General features: G+C 72.3%; 15 protein-coding genes. 10 read left to right on the top strand and 5 right to left on the bottom strand.

The genetic code is table 11. The features are described 5' to 3' along the window. Window positions 1-1,348: 5,6-dimethylbenzimidazole synthase (gene bluB, locus N864_RS10455; protein ID WP_034716241.1), on the bottom strand; the 1,348-nt coding region annotated here is incomplete at its 3' end. Window positions 1,349-1,394: 46 nt separating this feature from the next. After that, window positions 1,395-1,925 carry a MarR family winged helix-turn-helix transcriptional regulator gene (locus N864_RS10450; protein ID WP_034716239.1) on the bottom strand — a complete coding sequence of 177 codons (531 nt, stop codon included), beginning with the start codon at window positions 1,923-1,925 and terminating at the stop codon, window positions 1,395-1,397. A 123-nt stretch (window positions 1,926-2,048) separates the two neighbouring features. Between N864_RS10450 and N864_RS10445 the strand changes: the two genes are divergently transcribed. Further along, window positions 2,049-3,392, top strand: coding sequence for an MFS transporter (locus N864_RS10445; protein WP_081793678.1), 1,344 nt, complete (start codon window positions 2,049-2,051; stop codon window positions 3,390-3,392). A gap of 6 nt (window positions 3,393-3,398) precedes the next feature. On the opposite strand, the gene N864_RS10440 is transcribed toward N864_RS10445, so the two are convergent. After that, window positions 3,399-4,544: an aminotransferase class I/II-fold pyridoxal phosphate-dependent enzyme gene (locus tag N864_RS10440; protein WP_081793680.1), complete on the bottom strand. Its 1,146-nt coding sequence runs from the start codon at window positions 4,542-4,544 to the stop codon at window positions 3,399-3,401. 186 nt (window positions 4,545-4,730) lie between these two features. Here N864_RS10440 and N864_RS10435 point away from each other — a divergent pair, with 186 nt between their 5' ends. The 3 genes from N864_RS10435 (at window position 4,731) to N864_RS25670 (ending at window position 7,845) form a co-directional block, all read left to right on the top strand. Then, complete coding sequence (locus tag N864_RS10435) at window positions 4,731-6,050, top strand: MFS transporter (protein ID WP_034716237.1); 1,320 nt, start codon at window positions 4,731-4,733, stop codon at window positions 6,048-6,050. Between the two features lie 69 nt (window positions 6,051-6,119). Further along, window positions 6,120-7,253, top strand: coding sequence for a PLP-dependent cysteine synthase family protein (locus N864_RS10430; RefSeq protein ID WP_476702742.1), 1,134 nt, complete (start codon window positions 6,120-6,122; stop codon window positions 7,251-7,253). Window positions 7,254-7,299: 46 nt separating this feature from the next. Next, window positions 7,300-7,845: a hypothetical protein gene (locus tag N864_RS25670; RefSeq protein WP_205620917.1), complete on the top strand. Its 546-nt coding sequence runs from the start codon at window positions 7,300-7,302 to the stop codon at window positions 7,843-7,845. A 33-nt stretch (window positions 7,846-7,878) separates the two neighbouring features. Here the strand turns inward: N864_RS25670 and N864_RS10415 are convergent, their stop codons facing one another. Continuing rightward, complete coding sequence (locus tag N864_RS10415; RefSeq protein ID WP_034716234.1) at window positions 7,879-9,483, bottom strand: hypothetical protein; 1,605 nt, start codon at window positions 9,481-9,483, stop codon at window positions 7,879-7,881. A gap of 108 nt (window positions 9,484-9,591) precedes the next feature. Here N864_RS10415 and N864_RS10410 point away from each other — a divergent pair, with 108 nt between their 5' ends. Then, window positions 9,592-10,110, top strand: coding sequence for a phosphoribosyltransferase (locus N864_RS10410; RefSeq protein WP_034716233.1), 519 nt, complete (start codon window positions 9,592-9,594; stop codon window positions 10,108-10,110). A 57-nt stretch (window positions 10,111-10,167) separates the two neighbouring features. On the opposite strand, the gene N864_RS10405 is transcribed toward N864_RS10410, so the two are convergent. Beyond that, the gene (locus N864_RS10405; RefSeq protein WP_034716231.1) at window positions 10,168-10,548 is read right to left on the bottom strand and encodes a DoxX family membrane protein; all 381 of its coding nucleotides are present in this window, start codon (window positions 10,546-10,548) and stop codon (window positions 10,168-10,170) included. 190 nt (window positions 10,549-10,738) lie between these two features. Here N864_RS10405 and N864_RS10400 point away from each other — a divergent pair, with 190 nt between their 5' ends. From N864_RS10400 to N864_RS10380, 5 genes are all read left to right on the top strand, one after another. Further along, window positions 10,739-11,806, top strand: a complete 1,068-nt coding sequence (locus N864_RS10400) for an alpha/beta fold hydrolase (protein ID WP_205620916.1) — start codon at window positions 10,739-10,741, stop codon at window positions 11,804-11,806. 44 nt (window positions 11,807-11,850) lie between these two features. Continuing rightward, a complete protein-coding gene (locus N864_RS10395) occupies window positions 11,851-13,020 on the top strand; it encodes a hypothetical protein (RefSeq protein WP_205620915.1) in 1,170 nt (389 codons plus the stop codon). Continuing rightward, window positions 13,017-15,698: a multicopper oxidase domain-containing protein gene (locus N864_RS10390; RefSeq protein ID WP_034716229.1), complete on the top strand. Its 2,682-nt coding sequence runs from the start codon at window positions 13,017-13,019 to the stop codon at window positions 15,696-15,698. The genes N864_RS10395 and N864_RS10390 overlap by 4 nt, the downstream gene beginning before the upstream one ends. 147 nt (window positions 15,699-15,845) lie before the next feature. Beyond that, window positions 15,846-16,352 (top strand): Fur family transcriptional regulator, encoded by a 507-nt coding sequence (locus tag N864_RS10385; RefSeq protein WP_081793676.1) that lies wholly within the window; start codon window positions 15,846-15,848, stop codon window positions 16,350-16,352. Window positions 16,353-16,400: 48 nt separating this feature from the next. Next, entirely contained in the window at window positions 16,401-17,957 is a 1,557-nt protein-coding gene (locus N864_RS10380; RefSeq protein ID WP_051518439.1) for a catalase, read from the top strand. The last annotated feature ends 45 nt before the right edge of the window (window positions 17,958-18,002 follow it).

Below are 18,002 nucleotides of genomic sequence, written 5' to 3'. Positions count from 1 at the left end.
TCGATGGGGATTGCTGCACTGTCGATCGCCAGCGGGCGAGGGCGCGCTCGACGATGTCGACCTTGCGCTCGACCATCGCGGCGTCCGCCGAGGCGCCGCGCCCGACGACGTCGGTCGCGCGCAGCCCGAGCAGGGCGGCTGCCAGGGCCGCCGCGACCGTCGTGTTGCCGATGCCGATCTCGCCGAGGGCGACGAGGCCCGTCCCCGCCGCAGCGCGACCGCGGTCGCGTCCGAGGGCGAGATGGGCGGCATACGTCTGCTCGTCGAGCGCGTCGGAGCTGACGAGGTCACCGCGCCCACCGACAGCCCCGACGCCCGCGTCGACGAGGTCGACCCGAAGGCCTGCAGCGCGAGCGGCGACCGCTCCCATCGACGTGCCTTCGCGGGTGGCGCGGACGAGGTCGGCCGTGACCGACGGGTCGAAGGCGGAGATGCTGTGCCGTGTCACCGGGTGGTCCGCGGCGGCGATGACGAGCGTGCCGGGACCGTCGACGACGCGGAGGGCGCCGATCCGGTCGAGCACACCGTCGAGCGCGCCGAGCGAGCCCGGCACCGTGAGCAGGTCGTCGGCGCGGTCGCGTGCACCCACGACCTCGGCCTGGGCCGGGCCCCGCAGGTGCGAGACCGGCGGGCTCGCCTCGGTCCAGCGTTCGCGCATGACGACCTGCTCGAGCGGGAGCCGTCTCGACCAGCCGGCCCGCTCCAGGCCCGGCTCCGGCGGCCGCTCGTCGGGCCAGCCGAGGCACAGCCAGCCGAGCGTCTCGACTCCCTCCGGCAGGCCGAGCAGCTCCGCCAGCTCGGCGGGCTCGAAGAGGGTGACCCAGCCGAGCCCGAGCCCGTGCACGCGGGCGGTGAGCCACATGTTCTCGATCGCGGCTGCGCACGACCACAGGTCCGTGTCGGGGAAGGTCGCCCGCCCGAGGACGCCCGCGGCCGGGGTGCGCCGGTCGCACGCGACGACGACGCCGAGCGGGGCCTCCCGGATGCCCTCGAGGCGCAGGTCGAGCAGTCCCCGCGCCGACGCCTCGGCCATGCCGGCTGCCTGACGCAGGCGGGCGCGGTCGGCCATCACGGCCGCGGCGTCCCGGGTCGCCTGCTCCGTGACGACGATGAAGCGCCACGGCTGGGAGTGCCCCACCGACGGGCCGCGGTGGCCAGCGAGCAGGACCGCCTCGAGGAGCTCGTCCGGCACGGGGTCAGGCCGGAAGCGGCGGATGTCGCGCCGGGCGGCCACGACTCCAGCGAGCGCCTCGGTGTGCTCGGGCATCGCCCACGCGTCGGGGGCCTGGGCCCGCTCCGCGGCGGAGGTGCCGTCTCCGATCGTCGGGACGGGCCTGCGGAAGGTCACCCGGCGAGCGTAACGACGCTGAGCGGCATACGACCCGTGTGCTCGGTCACGCCCGCTGCGCCGCGGGGCTCTCGCCGATCTCGTCGAGGCCGGTCAGGACGACCTCGAGCAGGCGGGCGAGCTCGACCCGCTCGGCGTCGCCGAGGTCGCGCAGGGTGTCGCTCTCGACGACGTTGGACTCGCGGATCGCGTGGCTGAACAGCTCCCAGCCGTCGTGGGTGAGGGAGACGAGGGTGCGGGTGCGGTTGGCGGGGTCGGGGCGCCGCTCGATCAGGCCCCGGGAGGCCATCTTGTCGAGCCGGTGCGTCATCGACGACGGCGCGACGCTCGTCGCGTCGGCGAGCTGGCTCGGGGTGAGGCACTCGTCCCGCGCCGTGGCGAGGCCGGAGAGGACGGCCCACTCCCCCTGCGTCAGGTCCAGGTCGGCGAGCTGCCGGGTGTACCACTGGTCGAGCCGCTTCGTGACGGCGTAGACCGCCGTGATGACCCGCTGGACGGTCTCCTCACCACCCGCGGCGACGTAGGACGCGACGGCCTGCCGGTGCTGCTCCCGAGCACTCCTGCGCTTCGCTGCCATGCGGGAATTGTCGCACGCCCTGTTCGGTTGCTAATATTTCGAGGCCGAACTTCGCCTTCGAACTCTTCTACGCCGAAGCGGCCCCTCCTCAACGTCGACTCCCGGAAAGGGTGTGAATTCGTCATGCGCGCCAAGCTGCTCATCCTGGCCTCGTCCATCGGAATGTTCGGCTGGGGAGCCGTCCTGCCCTACCAGTACGCGTATGCCGCCGACACCCGTGGGTGGGGGTCGCTCGCCGCCGCTGCCGCCTCGTCGCTCTTCTCGGTCGGGGCCCTCGTCGCCGCACCCGTCGCCGGGCGCCTCAGCGACCGGTTCGACCCGGTCCGGGTCGCCGTCCTCGCCCAGCTGCTCGCTGCGGCCGGCGTCGGCGGGCTGGTCCTGTCTGACTCGCCGGTCACCTTCCTGCTCGGCATGTTCGTCTTCGGCCTCGGTCTGACCGGAGCCGCCCCGGCCAAGCAGGTCCTCGTGCTGCGCTGGGTCGGCACGGACGACCGCCGCCAGACGTTCGCCTACAAGTTCACCGGCGAGGCGATCGGTATGGCGATCGGTGCCTACCTCGCCGGGCGGCTGGTGAACCTCGACGAGGTGCACGGCCTCGACATCGGGTTCATCACCGCCGCCGCGGGGTTCGTCATCTCGTCGGCCATCATCTTCGGTGCCGGCATCGGCGCAGGCACCCACCCGGACAGCGGTTTCGAGGGCAGCCAGGCTGCCTCGTCGGCGACGCCGCGCGAGGCGATCCGGGCCATCTTCGCGACGCCGGCGCTGCGCTGGACGGCGGTCATCACGGTCACCCTCGCGCTCGGCTTCTACGCCCAGTTCGAGTCGGGCCTGCCCGCCTACGCCCTCACCGTCCTCCACGTCGACTCGACGGCGATCGGGACGGCGGCGGCGGTCAACTCGCTCGTCATCGTCGCCCTGCAGGTGGTCGTCGTCCGGCTCACGGCACGCCGCAGCGCCCCGAGCCTGCTCTTGGCGGTCGGGTCCATCTGGACGCTGTCGTGGATCGTGCTGTCGATGGCGCAGTTCCAGCCGGGGATCGCGTCGGCCCTGTTCGTCATGACGTTCGGGATCTTCGCGGTCGGCGAGACGATGTACTCCCCGATCCTCAACCCGCTCACCGCGTCGCTGGCGCCGAAGGGCATGGTCGGGCAGACGCTCGGCACCTTCGCGGCGCTGCAGACGACGTTCTCGGCCGTTGGCCCGCTCGTCGCCGGTGCCCTGCTCGGGGCCGGACTCGCAGACGGGTTCCTCGGTCTGCACATCGTGATCAGCCTCGTCGCGGTGTATGCCGCGTGGCGGCTGGGGGCCGCCATGCGCCGCGACCGCAGCCGGGCCGAGCACCCGAGCCGTCCACGGGTCACGATCCCGGAGGAAGGAACGCCGGCGGGCGTCGACGTGGCGCGGGAGCCGGAGGGCGGCACGCCGGGCGAGGCGCTGCACCCTCCAGCGGTCCTCGCCCACTGACCAGTTCTAGCGGGCCTGGAAGGCCTCGATCCGGTCGATGGCCTCGGCGATCGCGGTGCTGCCCGCCGCGAAGCTGAGCCGGACGCACCGCGCACCGTGGCGCTCGTCGAAGTCGATCCCCGGCGTGACCGCGACGCCTGCCTCCTCCAGCAACGCGGAGGCGTATGCCGCCGAGCTGCCGAAGCGGTCCAGCTGGCTCCCGAGGTCGGCGTAGTAGTAGAACGCCCCGTCGGCGGGCGCCGCCTCACCCCAGCCGAGCCGGGCAGCGTTGTCGAGCAGTAGCCGCCGGGTGCGGGCGAACTCCTCGACGGCGGCCTCGCACTCGCGGTAGGACTCCTCGGCGAAGGCGGCGACAGCGGCATACTGCGCCGGGGCGGGCGGGCACAGCGCGACGTTGCCGGCGAGCGCGTCCACGGGCCGGACCAGCTCCTCGGGCAGGAGCAGCCAGCCGAGCCGCCACCCGGTCATGCCCCAGTACTTGCTGAAGGACGAGACGACCACGGCCGCGTCGTCGAGCTCCCACGCGCTCACGCCCCGCGGGTCGGGTGCGCCCGGCGCGGGGTAGGTCACCCCGTGGTAGATCTCATCGCTGACGAGCCGGACCCCGTTCTCGGCGCACCACTGCGTGATCGCGGTCAGCTCGGCGCGGTCGACCATGGTGCCCGTCGGGTTCGCCGGCGAGGCGAGGACGAGCCCGGCGAGCGGCGCCTGCCGGTGCGCAGCCTCGAGCAGCTCGGGCGTCGGCTGGTAGCGCACCTCGGGGCCGCAGTCGATGTCGACGACCTCGCAGCCGAGCGCCGCGAGGATGTTGCGGTAGGCGGGATAGCCCGGTCGGGCCAGCGCCACCCGGTCGCCGGCATCGAAGGCGGCGAGGAACGCGAGGACGAAGCCACCGGAGGACCCCGTGGTGATGGCGACCCGCGCCGGGTCGACGTCGATGCCGTACCAGCGGCGGTAGTGGCCCGCGACCTCCCGGCGCAGCTCGTGGGTGCCGAGCGCCGACGTGTAGGTCAGCGGCCGGGCCGAGTCGTGCAGCTGCGCCGCCGCGGCCGACACGAGCGACGGGGCACCCCCGGACGGCTCGCCCGCGCACAGCGAGATGACATCGCGGCCCTCGGCTCGCAGCACGGCGACCCGGTCGAGGATGTCCATGACCTGGAACGGCGTCACGGCCGAGCGGCGGGACACCGGCAGGGACACGGGGACCGACACGGGCACGGAGACGGGTGGGGCGTTGCGGGTGGAGGGCGGCACGGAGGTCACCGGCTCAGTGTCCCAAAGTGAGCGGCATACGGACGCCTCGCCCTCGGCGACCGGAGCGGACCTAGCCTGTGCCGCGTGACCCAGACCGACTCACCCACGACGCCGCGCACGCGCAGCGTGCCGCGCCCCCGCTGGCACCGCGCGTGGACCATCGCGGCGATCACGCTCGGCGCCCTCGTCGCGGCGGCGGCGTTCCGCAGCTCGACCGGCGTGCTCATGGAGCCGATCGAGCGGGAGTTCGGCTGGGACCGCACGACGACGTCGGGCGCGGTGAGCCTCAACCTCGTCCTGTTCGGCCTCGTCGCGCCGTTCGCGGCGGCACTCATGGACCGCTGGGGCGTGCGGCGCATCGTCACGGTGGCGCTCGGCCTCGTCGGGCTGGCGAGCGCCGCAACGGTCCTCATGACGCAGGCCTGGCACCTCTGGCTGCTGTGGGGCCTCGTCATCGGGGTCGGCACCGGCATGATCGCGCTCGTCTTCGGGGCGATCGTCGCGAACCGGTGGTTCGTCGAGCGCCGTGGCCTGGTCATGGGCATCTTCTCGGCGGGCAACGCGACGGGCCAGCTCGTCTTCCTACCCGTCATCGCAGCCGCGGCCGAGCGCTCGGGGTGGCGGCTGTCGGCTCTCATCGTCGCCGGGCTCGCGCTCCTGCTCATGGCCCTGACCTGGCTGCTGCTGCGCGACCACCCGCACGAGGTCGGGCTGCTGCCGTATGGCGCTCCCCCCGACTACGAGCCACCCGTCTCCCCGCACGCCGAGCGCCCGCTGCTCGCCGCCGTCCGGGTGCTGCGCGAGGCCAGCCGGACCTGGACCTTCTGGGCGCTCGTGGCGACCTTCTTCGTCTGCGGCTGGACGACGAACGGGCTCATCCAGACCCACTTCGTCCCGGCCGCGCACGACCACGGCATGCCGGCGACGACGGCCGCCGGGCTGCTCGCCATCGTCGGGGTCTTCGACATCCTCGGCACCGTCGCGTCCGGCTGGCTCACCGACCGGGTCGACCCACGGATCCTGCTCGCCGTCTACTACGCGCTGCGCGGACTCTCGCTCTTCACGCTGCACCAGCTGCTCGCCGAGACCGTGCAGCCGCAGCTGTGGGTCTTCATCGTGTTCTACGGACTCGACTGGGTGGCCACCGTGCCGCCGACCGTCGCGCTCTGCCGCGAGCACTTCGGCCTGCACGACTCGGGCATCGTCTTCGGCTGGACCTTCGCCGCGCACATGGTCGGCGCCGGCGCCGGGGCGAGCGTCGCCGGCTGGATCCGCGCGACCGACGGCAGCTATGCGACGGCCTGGCACCTGGCCGGAGCGCTCTGCCTCGTCGCGACGGTCGTCGCCCTGACGATCCGGCCGGTCCGGCGCCCCGTGCAGCAGGAGGCTCGCGCGTCAGCGTGAGCGTGAGCGTCAGCGGCGGGTCAGCGGCCGTCCACGCCGAGCACCCCGGCGCCGCAGTAGGCTCCGGCCATGTCCGTGCACGAAGCGGTGACCATGCCCCGCCCGGGGGTGACACCCCTCGTCGACCTGCCGGCGAGCGACCCGATCGACCGTGACTGGGTCGCCCGCGCCGTGCGGCTGATCCAGGCGGACGCGAACCGCAGCGCCGACACCCACCTGCTCACGGTGCCGCTCCCCGGCTGCGCCGACGTCGACCTCTACCTCAAGGACGAGTCGACCCACCCGACGGGCAGCCTCAAGCACCGGCTCGCGCGCTCGCTCTTCCTCTATGCCCTCTGCAACGGCCAGCTCGGTCCCGGCATGACCGTCGTCGAGGCCTCGAGCGGCTCCACGGCGATCAGCGAGGCCTACTTCGCCCGGATGCTCGGCCTGCCGTTCGTCGCCGTCATGGCCCGGTCGACGAGTGCGGAGAAGATCGCCCTCATCGAGCGCGAGGGCGGCCGCTGCCACCTCGTCGCCGACCCGGCCGGGGTGTATGACGAGGCGGCGCGGATCGCCCGGGAGTGTGGCGGCCTCTACGTCGACCAGTTCAGCCACGCCGAGCGGGCCACCGACTGGCGCGGCAACAACAACATCGCCGAGTCGATCTTCGCGCAACTGCAGCAGGAGCGGCACCCTGTGCCGGAGTGGGTCGTCGTCGGCGCCGGCACGGGCGGCACGAGCGCGACGATCGGCCGCTACGTGCGCTACCGGGCCGTGCCGACGCGCATCTGCGTCGTCGACCCGGAGGGGTCGGCCTTCCTACCCGGCTGGCGGGGCGACGCGGCGTGCTCGACGAGTCCGTCGCGCATCGAAGGGATCGGCCGGCCACGGGTCGAGCCGAGCTTCGTCGGGCCGGTCGTCGACCGGATGATGGGCGTCCCCGACGCGGCGTCGATCGCGGCGAGCCGCTTCCTGCGCGAGCGCACCGGCCTCAACACCGGCGCGTCGACCGGCACCGCGCTCTACGGCGCGCTCCGTCTCGCGTGCGAGCTGCACGAGTCCGGCCGTGGCGGCAGCATCGTCTCGCTCGTCTGCGACCGCGGTGAACGCTACGACACGACCTACGGCTCGGACGGCTGGCTCGAGCGCCAGGGCATCGACATCAGTCCGTATGCCGCCGTGCTGGCCTCCGCGTGGGACCGCGGTGAGTGGCTCGGCTGAGCGCGCAAAGGCAGGATTGCGAGCGAAAGGCAGGAGCGTGAGCGACATGAGTGACGATGACGTGCCGGTGGCCTTCACCGCGCTGGTGCCCGGCGTCCCCGTCGTGACGCCCGACGGTCAGCAGCTCGGCTCCGTCACGACCGTCCTCGGCGACCCGGAGAACGACATCTTCCACGGCCTCGTCCTGTCGACCCGGCACGGTCGCCGGTTCGTCTCGCGCAACCAGGTCGAGCGGATGACCCGGGCGCGCGTCGTGTGCCGGCTCGCCGAGGACGACATCGAGCGGCTGCCCGAGTCCCCGCCGGGCGAGGACGACCGACCCGAGACGATCTATGCCTCGACCGACGACCCAGCGACCGCACCCGGCCAGACGGCGCGGTTCGTCGTCATCGTCCGTTGCATGCGCGGCGGGCTCTTCCAGGCGCTGTGGGTGCCGGGGCTCTCGTTCACCGCACTGCGGCTCGGGCCCTACCGGATCATGCGCTGCCCGGTGCATGGACGGGTCGAGGTGGTGCGCCGTGTCGACATGAGCACCCTGACGCGGGCCGAGCTGCAGGAGGCTGCGCGGTATCCGTTGAACCGCATCCCCTGACGGGCTCGGGAGGAGCCGGAGCCGGGCAGCCGGTCAGCGGACCGGGCGGAGGTGCGGCGGGATGGCCTGCCACCACCCGAGCGCGCCACGGGCGCGTGACGCGAGCGCCGGGGAGGCCGCCACGAGGCGCCCCGAGTCGAGGTCGTCGACGACGCCGTCGATCAGGTCGTAGCGATCCCGCATGCCGAGGGCGTAGGCATGGCCCCGGACCAGGGCCTCGGAGTCGGCGAGGCGCCCAGCGCCGTCGCGCACGACGTCGGTGAGGCGGGCGAGCAGCCGCGCGTCCCGCGCCTCCCGGGTGGGCCCGGGCGCCTCCACGCAGTTGCCGGCCGCGTTGGCCGACTCGTAGGCGAGGTCGACATCGGCGCTGGGGTCGCACGCGATGTCCGTCACGAGGTCGAGCGCCTCGGGCTGCATGAGCCAGGAGAGGACCGAGAGGCACTCGTGGGCTGCGACGTGGTGGTTGTGGTGGAGCGCGTCGCGCAGCTCCTCGATGTAGGCGCGTCCGACGACGGGGCCCTGGGGCGAGAGCATGAGGATGGCGAGGGCGTTGCCGTTGGTCTCCTCGTTCGTCTCGCCGATGGCGGCTCCGATGACCGTGTCGAGCACCGGCTCCTCGAGGTCGTCCGGCGAGAGCGTCTGCGCCAGGGTCCGGCGCAGGCGCGCCCGGAGGTCGCGCAGCTCCTCGGGTCGGCGGGCCCGACCGGCCATGATGATCGACGCCGCGAACTTCTGGTTGTCGACCGTCAGGCCGGCCGCGAGGCGCTCGCGTCCCGGCAGGTCGACCGCCCGGACGAGGTTGGCCGCCCCACGACGGACCCGGAAGCTGCGGTCGGTGTCCCTCAGGTGGTCGACGGCGAGCCGGACCACCTCGACCGTCTCCTCGCGCGTGAGACGCCGTCGCTGCACGTGCGAGGTGAGGGCGAGCAGCGCGGAGCGGAGGGCGTGGTCGTTGGTCGGGTCGCGCAGCTGCGCGAGGAGCACGTCGATCACCGCAGGGTGGGTGGTGTAGCGCAGCAGCGAGGCGATGTCGACGTAGAGCTGCTCGGCCGGGTCGCGCAGCCCGGCGTCCGCGAGCCGAGCGACGACAGCCTCGGTGCGCGGGTGGCGGACGAAGCGGATGGCGGCTCCGTAGCGCTGCACGAACTCCAGGTCGAGGCTGAGGCCGGCCTCCTGGTTGCACCGACGGAACATCGCCTCCCAGTCCCGCTCGCGGAGCAGGACGTGCGGCAGCCCGGCGAGGTGGCTCGAGAGGCGGTCCCAGTCGAGTCCGGTCATGCGCTCGGTGCTGAGCGCCCGCTCGACCAGCTCCAGGGCCTCGTCGGCGTCGGGCTCACCTCGCGGGTGCAGCGGCTCCGGCGCCGCCTCGCTGGCCAGCATCATGCGGCCGAAGACCTCGATCGCCGCGAGCAGCTGTCCCTCGGGCAGGTCGAGCACCTGCTCATAGCGTCGGACCAGCTCGTACGTCACGGCGACGGAGCCGTTCTCCCACCGCCCCACCTGCGAGCGGTGCACCGCCGGCGCTCGCCCGGCACCGGCCGCGAAGCCGCTGGCCCCGCGCACCGCCGGGTCGGCAGCGTGCGTGCGGGCGTTGCGGAGCACCCAGAGCATCTTCTGCCCCAGATCGCCGTGCTGCATCTGCCCTTCCCATCTGCGAGTGCCCGGGGCTCGGGCGCTGCACGAGCCAGGCCCTCGCAGGTCGCACCTTAGCCGGGGGCCCGGACATTCGGCGTCTACGCTGCCGTCATGACGCAGGCCTACCACGCTGACTCATCCGACCTCGCCGTGAAGGAGGTGCTCACGTGGGACCTGTTCGGCACGGCCTCGCGTGAGCTGGCGCAGACGGTCGCGGACTCGGGCTTCGAGCCGGAGATCCTCATCGCCGTCGCTCGGGGTGGGCTGCTGCCCGGGGGCGCGCTCGCCTACGCGCTCGGGCTGAAACTGACCGACGCCATCAACGTCGAGTTCTACACCGACGTGCACGAGACCCTCCCCGACCCGGTCCTGCTCGCCCCGCTGCTCGACACCGAGAGCATCCGGGGTCGTCGCCTGCTCGTCGTCGACGACGTGGCCGACTCCGGCCGCACCCTCGCGCTCGTCCTCGACCTGCTCCGGGAGCACGGGGCCGAGGCGAGGAGCGCCGTGATCTACGCCAAGTCCCGCTCCGAGGTGGAGCCCGACTATGTCTGGCGTCGCACCGACGAGTGGATCGTCTTCCCCTGGTCAGCCGAGGAGCCGGTCAACCGGGCGGTGCCGCGGGACTGACGGCGGGTCGCGCAGGCCGGCGGCCGTGACCGCCCGCCCGCGCAGCCTCCGCGCGAGTCAGGCCGAGCGTCGGGCCGCGACGGCGAGCAGGCCGCCCACGAGGCCGAGGTTCTTGAGGACCTGGACGCGGTGGTTGATGCGCACCTGCGGGTCCTCCGCCTTCCAGAACGCGTGCCCGGCGATCGTCGTCGGCACGAGGGAGCCGACGAGGCCGAGCGCGGCGGCCCGCGGCAGGATGCCGAGCGCCAAGGCGGCACCGCCCGCCGCCATGGCGGCACCGTTGAAGCGGACGGCCGCCTCCGGATTGGGCAGGCCGAGGTCGGCGGCCGCGTTCACCCGGCCGCCGGGGTTCGTCGCCGCCTCGTAACCGAGCCAGGCGAAGGTGGTGCCGAGCGCGAGACGGGACAGGCGATCGGCGGCTGAGGACGCCAGGGACATGCAGGACTCCTTCTGGGTATGCCCGGGCACGGTTCGTCCGGGCGCAAGGGGTCAGTCTCTCGCACCGTCATGGGACGAGGCTGCGTGGCCTCGAGCCCACAGTCGCCTGACCTGTTCGTCAACCGTGACGGGGGTGGGAGGTCGGTGCTAGACAGGACCCACCTGTCGGACCTCAGCTGAAGGGATCGCCGTGACTGCTGTTCCCGAGTTCGCCCCCTCACTCGTCGTGACCTCGCGCCTGACCATGAACGTCTGGACCTCCGGCCCGGAGGACGGCCGGCCGGTCCTGCTCGTCCATGGCAACCTCACGACCGGCGGCTTCTGGCGCTACGTCGCCGAGCAGCTGCCGGCGGACGTCCGGGTCATCGCGCCCGACCTGCGCGGCTTCGGCAGGACCGATGCCGAGCCGGTGACCGCGACGAACGGGCTCGGCGACATGGTCGAGGACGTCCGGAGCCTCCTCGAGGCCCTCGAGCTGACCGACTCCCGGCTCGTCGCCGCGGGCTGGTCCATGGGCGGCGGGGTGCTGGAGCAGTACCTGCTCACCTACCCGGACGACCTCGGTGGGCTCGTCCTCATCGCACCACTGTCGCCCTACGGCTTCGGCGGCACCAAGGGCGAGGACGGCACCCTCTGCTTCCCCGACGCGGCGGCATCGGGCGCCGGCGGGGCCAACCCCCAGTTCGTCGTGCGGCTGGCCGCGGGCGACCGGACCGAGGACGACCCGCAGACGAGCCCGCGAGTCGTCATGCGGACCTTCTTCGGCGCCGGAGACAACGCGGCGAACGTCGACGAGGAGTTCCTCCTCACCGAGCTGTTGACCACGCGCACCGGCGAGGACTTCTACCCGGGCTCGACCGCACCGTCGGAGAACTGGCCCGGGGCCGCACCCGGCGCCTTCGGCATCCTCAACACGATGACGCCCGACCACTTCAACGCCTCCGCGATCGCCGCGCTGGAGACGAAGCCGCCCATCACCTGGATCCGCGGCACGGAGGACCAGATCGTGTCCGACCGGTCCCTCTTCGACCTCGCGACCCTGGGCGAGATGGGCGTGATCCCGGACTGGCCGGGCGCCCACGTCCTGCCACCCCAGCCGATGGTCGCGCAGATGCGGGCCGTCCTGGCCGACTACGAGGCGCGCGGCGGCCAGGTCAGCGAGGTCGCCCTCGACGGGATCGGGCACGGTATCCCGCTCGAGGTGCCCGGCCGGGTCGCCGACGAGCTGCTGGCCCTGCTCGACCGGACCTCCGGCTGACGACCAGTTTGGCGGACCCGTCCGCCTTATCTACAGTTGGTGCCGTGGAAAAACCCGGCGCTCGCCAGACGCTCTCCCGCGCCATCTTCCTCGTCCCCGCGGCGGTCGCCATGCTGGCCGGCGTCGACGCCGCCCTGCTCCTCGTCGGGGTCGGCGCCCCGGTCCCCGCGGCGCGTCTCGGCGACCTCCACGGAATGCTCATGGTCGGCGGCTTCCTCGGCACCCTCATCGCGATGGAGCGCGCCGTCGCGCTGCGGCATCCCCTCGGGTATGCCGCACCGCTCCTGCTCGGGGTCGGCGCCCTCGCGCTGCTCACCCCCGCACCACTCGCCCTCGGCCAGCTCCTCCTCATCGACGGCGCGGTCGCCTTCGTCGCCGTGTACGCCGCCCTCTGGCGACGCAACCACGACGACGTCGTCATCGTCGAGCTCCTCGGAGCGGTCCACCTCGCCATCGCCACGATCCTCTGGCTCACCGTCGACGTCCCCTGGCTCATGCCGTGGCTCGTCGGCTTCGTGGTCCTGACGATCTGTGCCGAGCGGGTCGAGCTGGCCCGCCTGGCGATGCCGAGCACGGGCGGGCGCACCCTCGTGCTGCACGCCGCCGCCCTGACCGTGGCCCTCGTGACGACCCTGCTCCTACCGCCGACCGGCGCCCGGCTGACCGGCCTGGTCATCGTCTCGCTCGTCGTCTGGCTCGTCCGCCACGACGTGGCCCGCAAGACGATCCGGGCCACCGGGCTGCCCCGCTTCAGCGCCGCCGCCCTCCTCGGCGGCTACGTGTGGCTCTTCGCCGCCGCCCTCGGCTGGCTCGTGACCGGAGCCCAGACCGAGGGCAGCCTCTATGACCTCGTCATCCACTCGGTCATGCTCGGCTTCGGCATGTCGATGGTGATGGCCCACGCGCCGGTGATCCTGCCCGCCGTCCTGCGCCGACCGCTGCCGTACCGACCGGTGATGTGGGTGCCACTCGGTCTCATGCACCTCGGGCTCGTGCTGCGCATCCTCGCCGGCGACCTCGCCGGGCTGCACACCGTCTGGCAGGTCGGCTCGGTCGTCAACGTCGTCGCCCTGCTCCTGTTCTTCGTCGTCGCGGCGGGCTCGAGCATCGCCGGCCCGGTCCGCAGGGGGCAGCACCCCGCGCGGACCCGGCGCGAGGCTGGGACCAAGCCCAGCGGCATACCTCTCACCCCTTCGACCCGGAGACCCTCATGAGCACCCGCGGATCGTGGTTCATGCGCGACCGACCCGTCGTCATCTGGCTCTTCGCGGCCTTCGTCGTCAGCCTCGTGCACCCCTTCTTCGCGTCGTCGCGGTGGCTGATGGTGCACCTCGTCGTGCTCGGCGCGCTGACCCACTCCGCGATGGTGTGGAGCGTCCACTTCACCGACGCGCTGCTCAAGACACGGGCCGGCTTCGAGGAGCGGCGCTTCCAGTCGATCCGGCTCGGGATCTTCCAGCTCGGTGCCATCGCGGTCTTCGTCGGGGTGCCGACAACCGTCTGGCCCCTCACCATCGCCGGGGCGACGCTCATCTCGGTTGCCGTCGTCTGGCACGCCGTCATGCTCGTGCGGCGACTGCGCGCCGCGCTGCCCGGCCGGTTCCGGATCACCGTGCGCTACTACGTCGTCGCAGCGCTGCTGCTGCCCGTAGGTGCGACGTTCGGGGTGCTGCTCGCCCGCGGCCTCGGTGACCCGTGGCACGGCAGGCTGCTCGTGGCCCACACGATGACGAACCTGCTCGGCTGGATCGGGCTGACCGTGCTCGGCACCCTCGTCACGCTGTGGCCGACGATGCTGCGCACCCGGATGGCGTCGAACGCCGAGTCCGCCTCACAGCACGCACTGCCCGTCCTCAGCACGGGCCTGGCCCTCGTCATCGTCGGCCCCCTCATCGACCACGCGCTCGTCGGGGCCGCCGGCATCGTCATCTACCTCGTCGGGACCCTGTGGGTCTATCGGCCGATCGTCACGGCCGGGCGGCAGCGGCCGCCCGCGGCGTTCCCGACCATGTCCGCCGGCGCCGGTCTCGTCTGGCTCCCGGTCGGCCTCGTGGTCATGGCCTGGTCGCTCGTCAGCCGGGGGTCGTGGGCGGCGCTCGGTGACAACTACGGCATCCTCACCACGATCTTCGTCGTCGGCTTCGCCCTCCAGGTCCTCCTCGGGGCGCTCAGCTACCTGCTCCCCGTCGTGATCGGCGGCGGGCCGTCCGTCCTGCGCGCCGGGATGGCGGAGCTGGAGCGGTGGAGCACCCTGCGCGTCGTCGTCACCAACCTCGGCCTCGCCCTCTGCCTGCTGCCGGTGCCGAGCCTGGTGCGAGTCGTCCTGTCGGCACTGACCCTCGCGGCCCTCGCCGTCACGATCCCCCTGATGCTGCGGGGAATCCACGCGGCCATCAGGGCCAAGCGCGCCGTCGAGGGCCAGCCGGCCGGAGCGGGGCTGCGCCACCTCGACACCACCGCCAAGGGGTGGTCCCGTCCCCAGCTCATCGGCGCCGTGGCCGTCGTCGCGGTCGGCGCGACCCTCGGCGTCGGGCTCGACCCGACGGCCGCCGGGCTGACGAGCGCGGCGGGGCAGGGCGCGGCCGCCGCCTCCGTCACGCCGACCGGGCACACGACGACGGTGACGGTCACGGCCAAGGACATGCGCTTCCACCCCGCGGAGGTCTCGGTCCCCGTCGGCGACAAGCTCGTCATCAACCTCGTCAACACCGACTCCAAGGACGTGCACGACCTCGTCCTGGCCAACGGCGTGACGAGCGGCCGGCTCTCCCCCGGCCAGCAGGCCACCGTCGACGCCGGGGTCGTCGGCGCCTCCGTCGACGGCTGGTGCTCGGTCGTCGGACACCGCCAGATGGGCATGGTGTTCAAGGTCAACGCGATCGGCGCGGCCGGCACCGCCGCCGGTACGGCCTCTGGGTCTGGGGGCACTGGCTCGGCCGGCTCCGGTTCCGAGATGCCCGGCATGACTCAGACGGGATCGGGCGGTCCCAGCCCCGCCATCGACTTCATGAAGCAGTGGCCGGCCGGCTTCACGCCCTACGACCCGGTCCTGCCGCCCCTGACGAACGAGAAGGTCCACCGGCTCACCTTCACCGTCGAGGACGTCAAGACCGAGGTCGCCCCGGGAGTGACCCAGACCCGGTGGACCTACAACGGCTCCTCGATCGGGCCGGTCCTGCACGGGCGGGTCGGCGACACCTTCGAGGTGACCCTCGTCAACAAGGGGACGATGGGCCACTCGATCGACTTCCACGCGAGCGACCTCGCACCGGACGGGCCGATGCGGACGATCCAGCCCGGGGAGTCCCTCGTCTACCGGTTCACCGCGAAGCGCTCCGGGATCTGGATGTACCACTGCTCGACGATGCCGATGTCGACCCACATCGCGGCCGGCATGGCGGGAGCCGTCGTCATCGAGCCCCCCGGCCTGCCCCGGGTGGACCGGTCCTACGTCATCACCCAGTCGGAGCTCTACCTCGGCGCCCAGGGCGACCCGGTCAACGCGACGAAGGTCGCCGCCGAGCAGCCGGACGCGCTGATGTTCAACGGGTTCGTGGGCCAGTACGTCGACCGCCCCCTGGCCGCGAAGGTCGGTGAGCGGGTGCGCATCTGGGTGCTCGACATCGGGCCCAACCGGCCGCTGTCCTTCCATGTCGTCGGCGCCCAGTTCGACACCGTCTACAAGGAGGGCACCTACCTGCTCAAGGACGGCCGCGGTCCGCTCGACCCACCGGGGACGAGCACGGGCGGCGCCCAGGCGCTCGACCTGATGCCCGCCCAGGGCGGGTTCGTCGAGCTGGCCTTCCCCGAGGCCGGCCACTACTCGATGGTCAACCACATCATGGTCGACGCCGAGCGCGGCGCCCGCGGGATCTTCGCCGTCACGAAGTAGGCGCCTGCACCCCGGCCACCCCCACCCCCACCCCCACCCCGGGTCGATGTATCCGCGCGGCGTATTCGCCTCGGTCATACATCGACCCACGTGAGGTGAGGCTCACTTTTCTTGACTGGTTCCAGATTGGGTGACAGGGTGGGCGGTATGCCGCTCACCGACCCCTCGACGCTCCTGCGCGATGCCGCGCTGCGCGTCACGAGGCCTCGCCTCGCGGTCCTCGAGCAGCTGCACCACCACCCGCACGCGGACGCCGACACGATCGCGCAGGCGGTCCGCGCGGGCCTCGGCAAGGTGTCGACCCAGGCGGTCTACGACGTCCTCGCGGCCCTGACCGAGGCCGGTCTCGTCCGGCGCATCGAGCCGGCCGGATCCCCTGCCCGTTACGAGATGCGGGTTGGTGACAACCACCACCACGCCATCTGCCGGGAGTGCGGCGCCATCGCCGACGTCGACTGCGCGGTCGGCGAGCGCCCGTGCCTGCACGCCAGCGACACCCACGGCTTCGCCATCGACGAGGCCGAGGTCATCTACTGGGGCCGCTGCCCCAGCTGCATCGAGGACCTGCTGGACCGGACCCCGGTGGACGGCTCCGGCAGAGCGTCGGGCGCCGCTGACGAAACCGCAGCGGCAGCAAGCGTTTCCGCTGACTGAGCTCAGCGGCATACGAAGAGTTCACACCCATCATCAAAAGGAGACGACATGAGCGTGGCAGGTCCCCGTCAGGAGCCCGGCAACACCAAGCCGCAGACGACTGTTGCCGGCGCACCGATCTGGGACGGACAGAACTCCGTCACCGCGGGTCCGCGCGGCCCGATGCTCCTCCAGGACGTCTGGTTCCTCGAGAAGCTCGCCCACTTCGACCGTGAGGTCATCCCTGAGCGGCGCATGCACGCGAAGGGCTCGGGCGCGTACGGCACCTTCACGGTGACGAACGACATCACGCAGTACACCTGCGCCAAGATCTTCTCCGAGGTCGGCAAGCAGACCGAGATGTTCGCCCGCTTCTCCACCGTCGCCGGTGAGCGGGGCGCGGCCGACGCGGAGCGCGACATCCGTGGCTTCGCGGTGAAGTTCTACACCGACGAGGGCAACTGGGACCTCGTCGGCAACAACACCCCGGTCTTCTTCTTCCGCGACCCGCTGAAGTTCCCCGACCTCAACCACGCGGTCAAGCGCGACCCGCGCACCAACCTGCGCAACGCGGAGAACAACTGGGACTTCTGGACGAACCTGCCCGAGGCCCTGCACCAGGTCACGATCGTCATGTCCGACCGCGGCATCCCGGCCAGCTACCGGCACATGCACGGCTTCGGGTCGCACACCTACTCGTTCTACAACGCGGACGGCGAGCGCTTCTGGGTCAAGTTCCACCACCGCACCCAGCAGGGCATCAAGAACCTCACCGACGCCGAGGCGACCGAGCTCATCGGCCAGGACCGCGAGTCGCACCAGCGCGACCTCTACGAGGCCATCGAGCGCGGTGACTTCCCGAAGTGGAAGCTCTACGTCCAGATCATGCCCGAGGCCGACGCGGAGAAGGTGCCCTACCACCCGTTCGACCTGACGAAGGTCTGGCCGAAGGGCGACTACCCGCTCATCGAGGTCGGCGAGTGGGAGCTGAACCGCAACCCGGACAACTACTTCGCCGACGTCGAGCAGGCCGCCTTCAACCCCGCGAACGTCGTGCCGGGCATCAGCTTCTCGCCCGACCGGATGCTCCAGGGCCGGCTCTTCTCCTACGGTGACGCGCAGCGCTACCGCCTCGGGGTCAACCACCACCAGATCCCGGTCAACGCCCCCAAGGGCGTGGCGAACTGGAACTCGCCGCACCGCGATGGGCAGATGCGCGTCGACAGCAACGGCGGCTCCACCCCGAGCATCAACCCGAACTCCTACGGGCGCTACGAGGACCAGCCGCAGTACCGCGAGCCCGCGTGGGGTGTCGGATCGAGCGCCGACCGGTTCAACTACCGCGAGGACGACGACGACTACTACACCCAGCCGGGCATCCTCTTCCGCGAGAAGATGAGCCCCGAGCAGCAGCAGGTGCTGTGCGAGAACACCGCCCGCGCGATCTCCGGCGCCTCGAAGGAGACGATCGAGCGGCACATCGCCAACTGCACGAAGGCCGACCCCGCCTACGGCGAGGGCGTCCGTAAGGCGATCGAGGCCCTCGAGGCCGACGCCGGCCAGGCGCCGGCCGCCGAGGACGTCCCGAAGGGCGCGGCGAACGACAACGCCCCGGCGGTCGTCTGACCCGCACCGCTCCACCCCGCTGGGCCGGTCACGCACACGCGTGAC

Source organism: Intrasporangium chromatireducens Q5-1 (assembly GCF_000576575.1).
Lineage (GTDB): Bacteria > Actinomycetota > Actinomycetes > Actinomycetales > Dermatophilaceae > Intrasporangium_A > Intrasporangium_A chromatireducens.
Note: the sequence above shows the minus strand (reverse complement) of the source record. Positions and strands in the feature narration are given on the sequence as shown.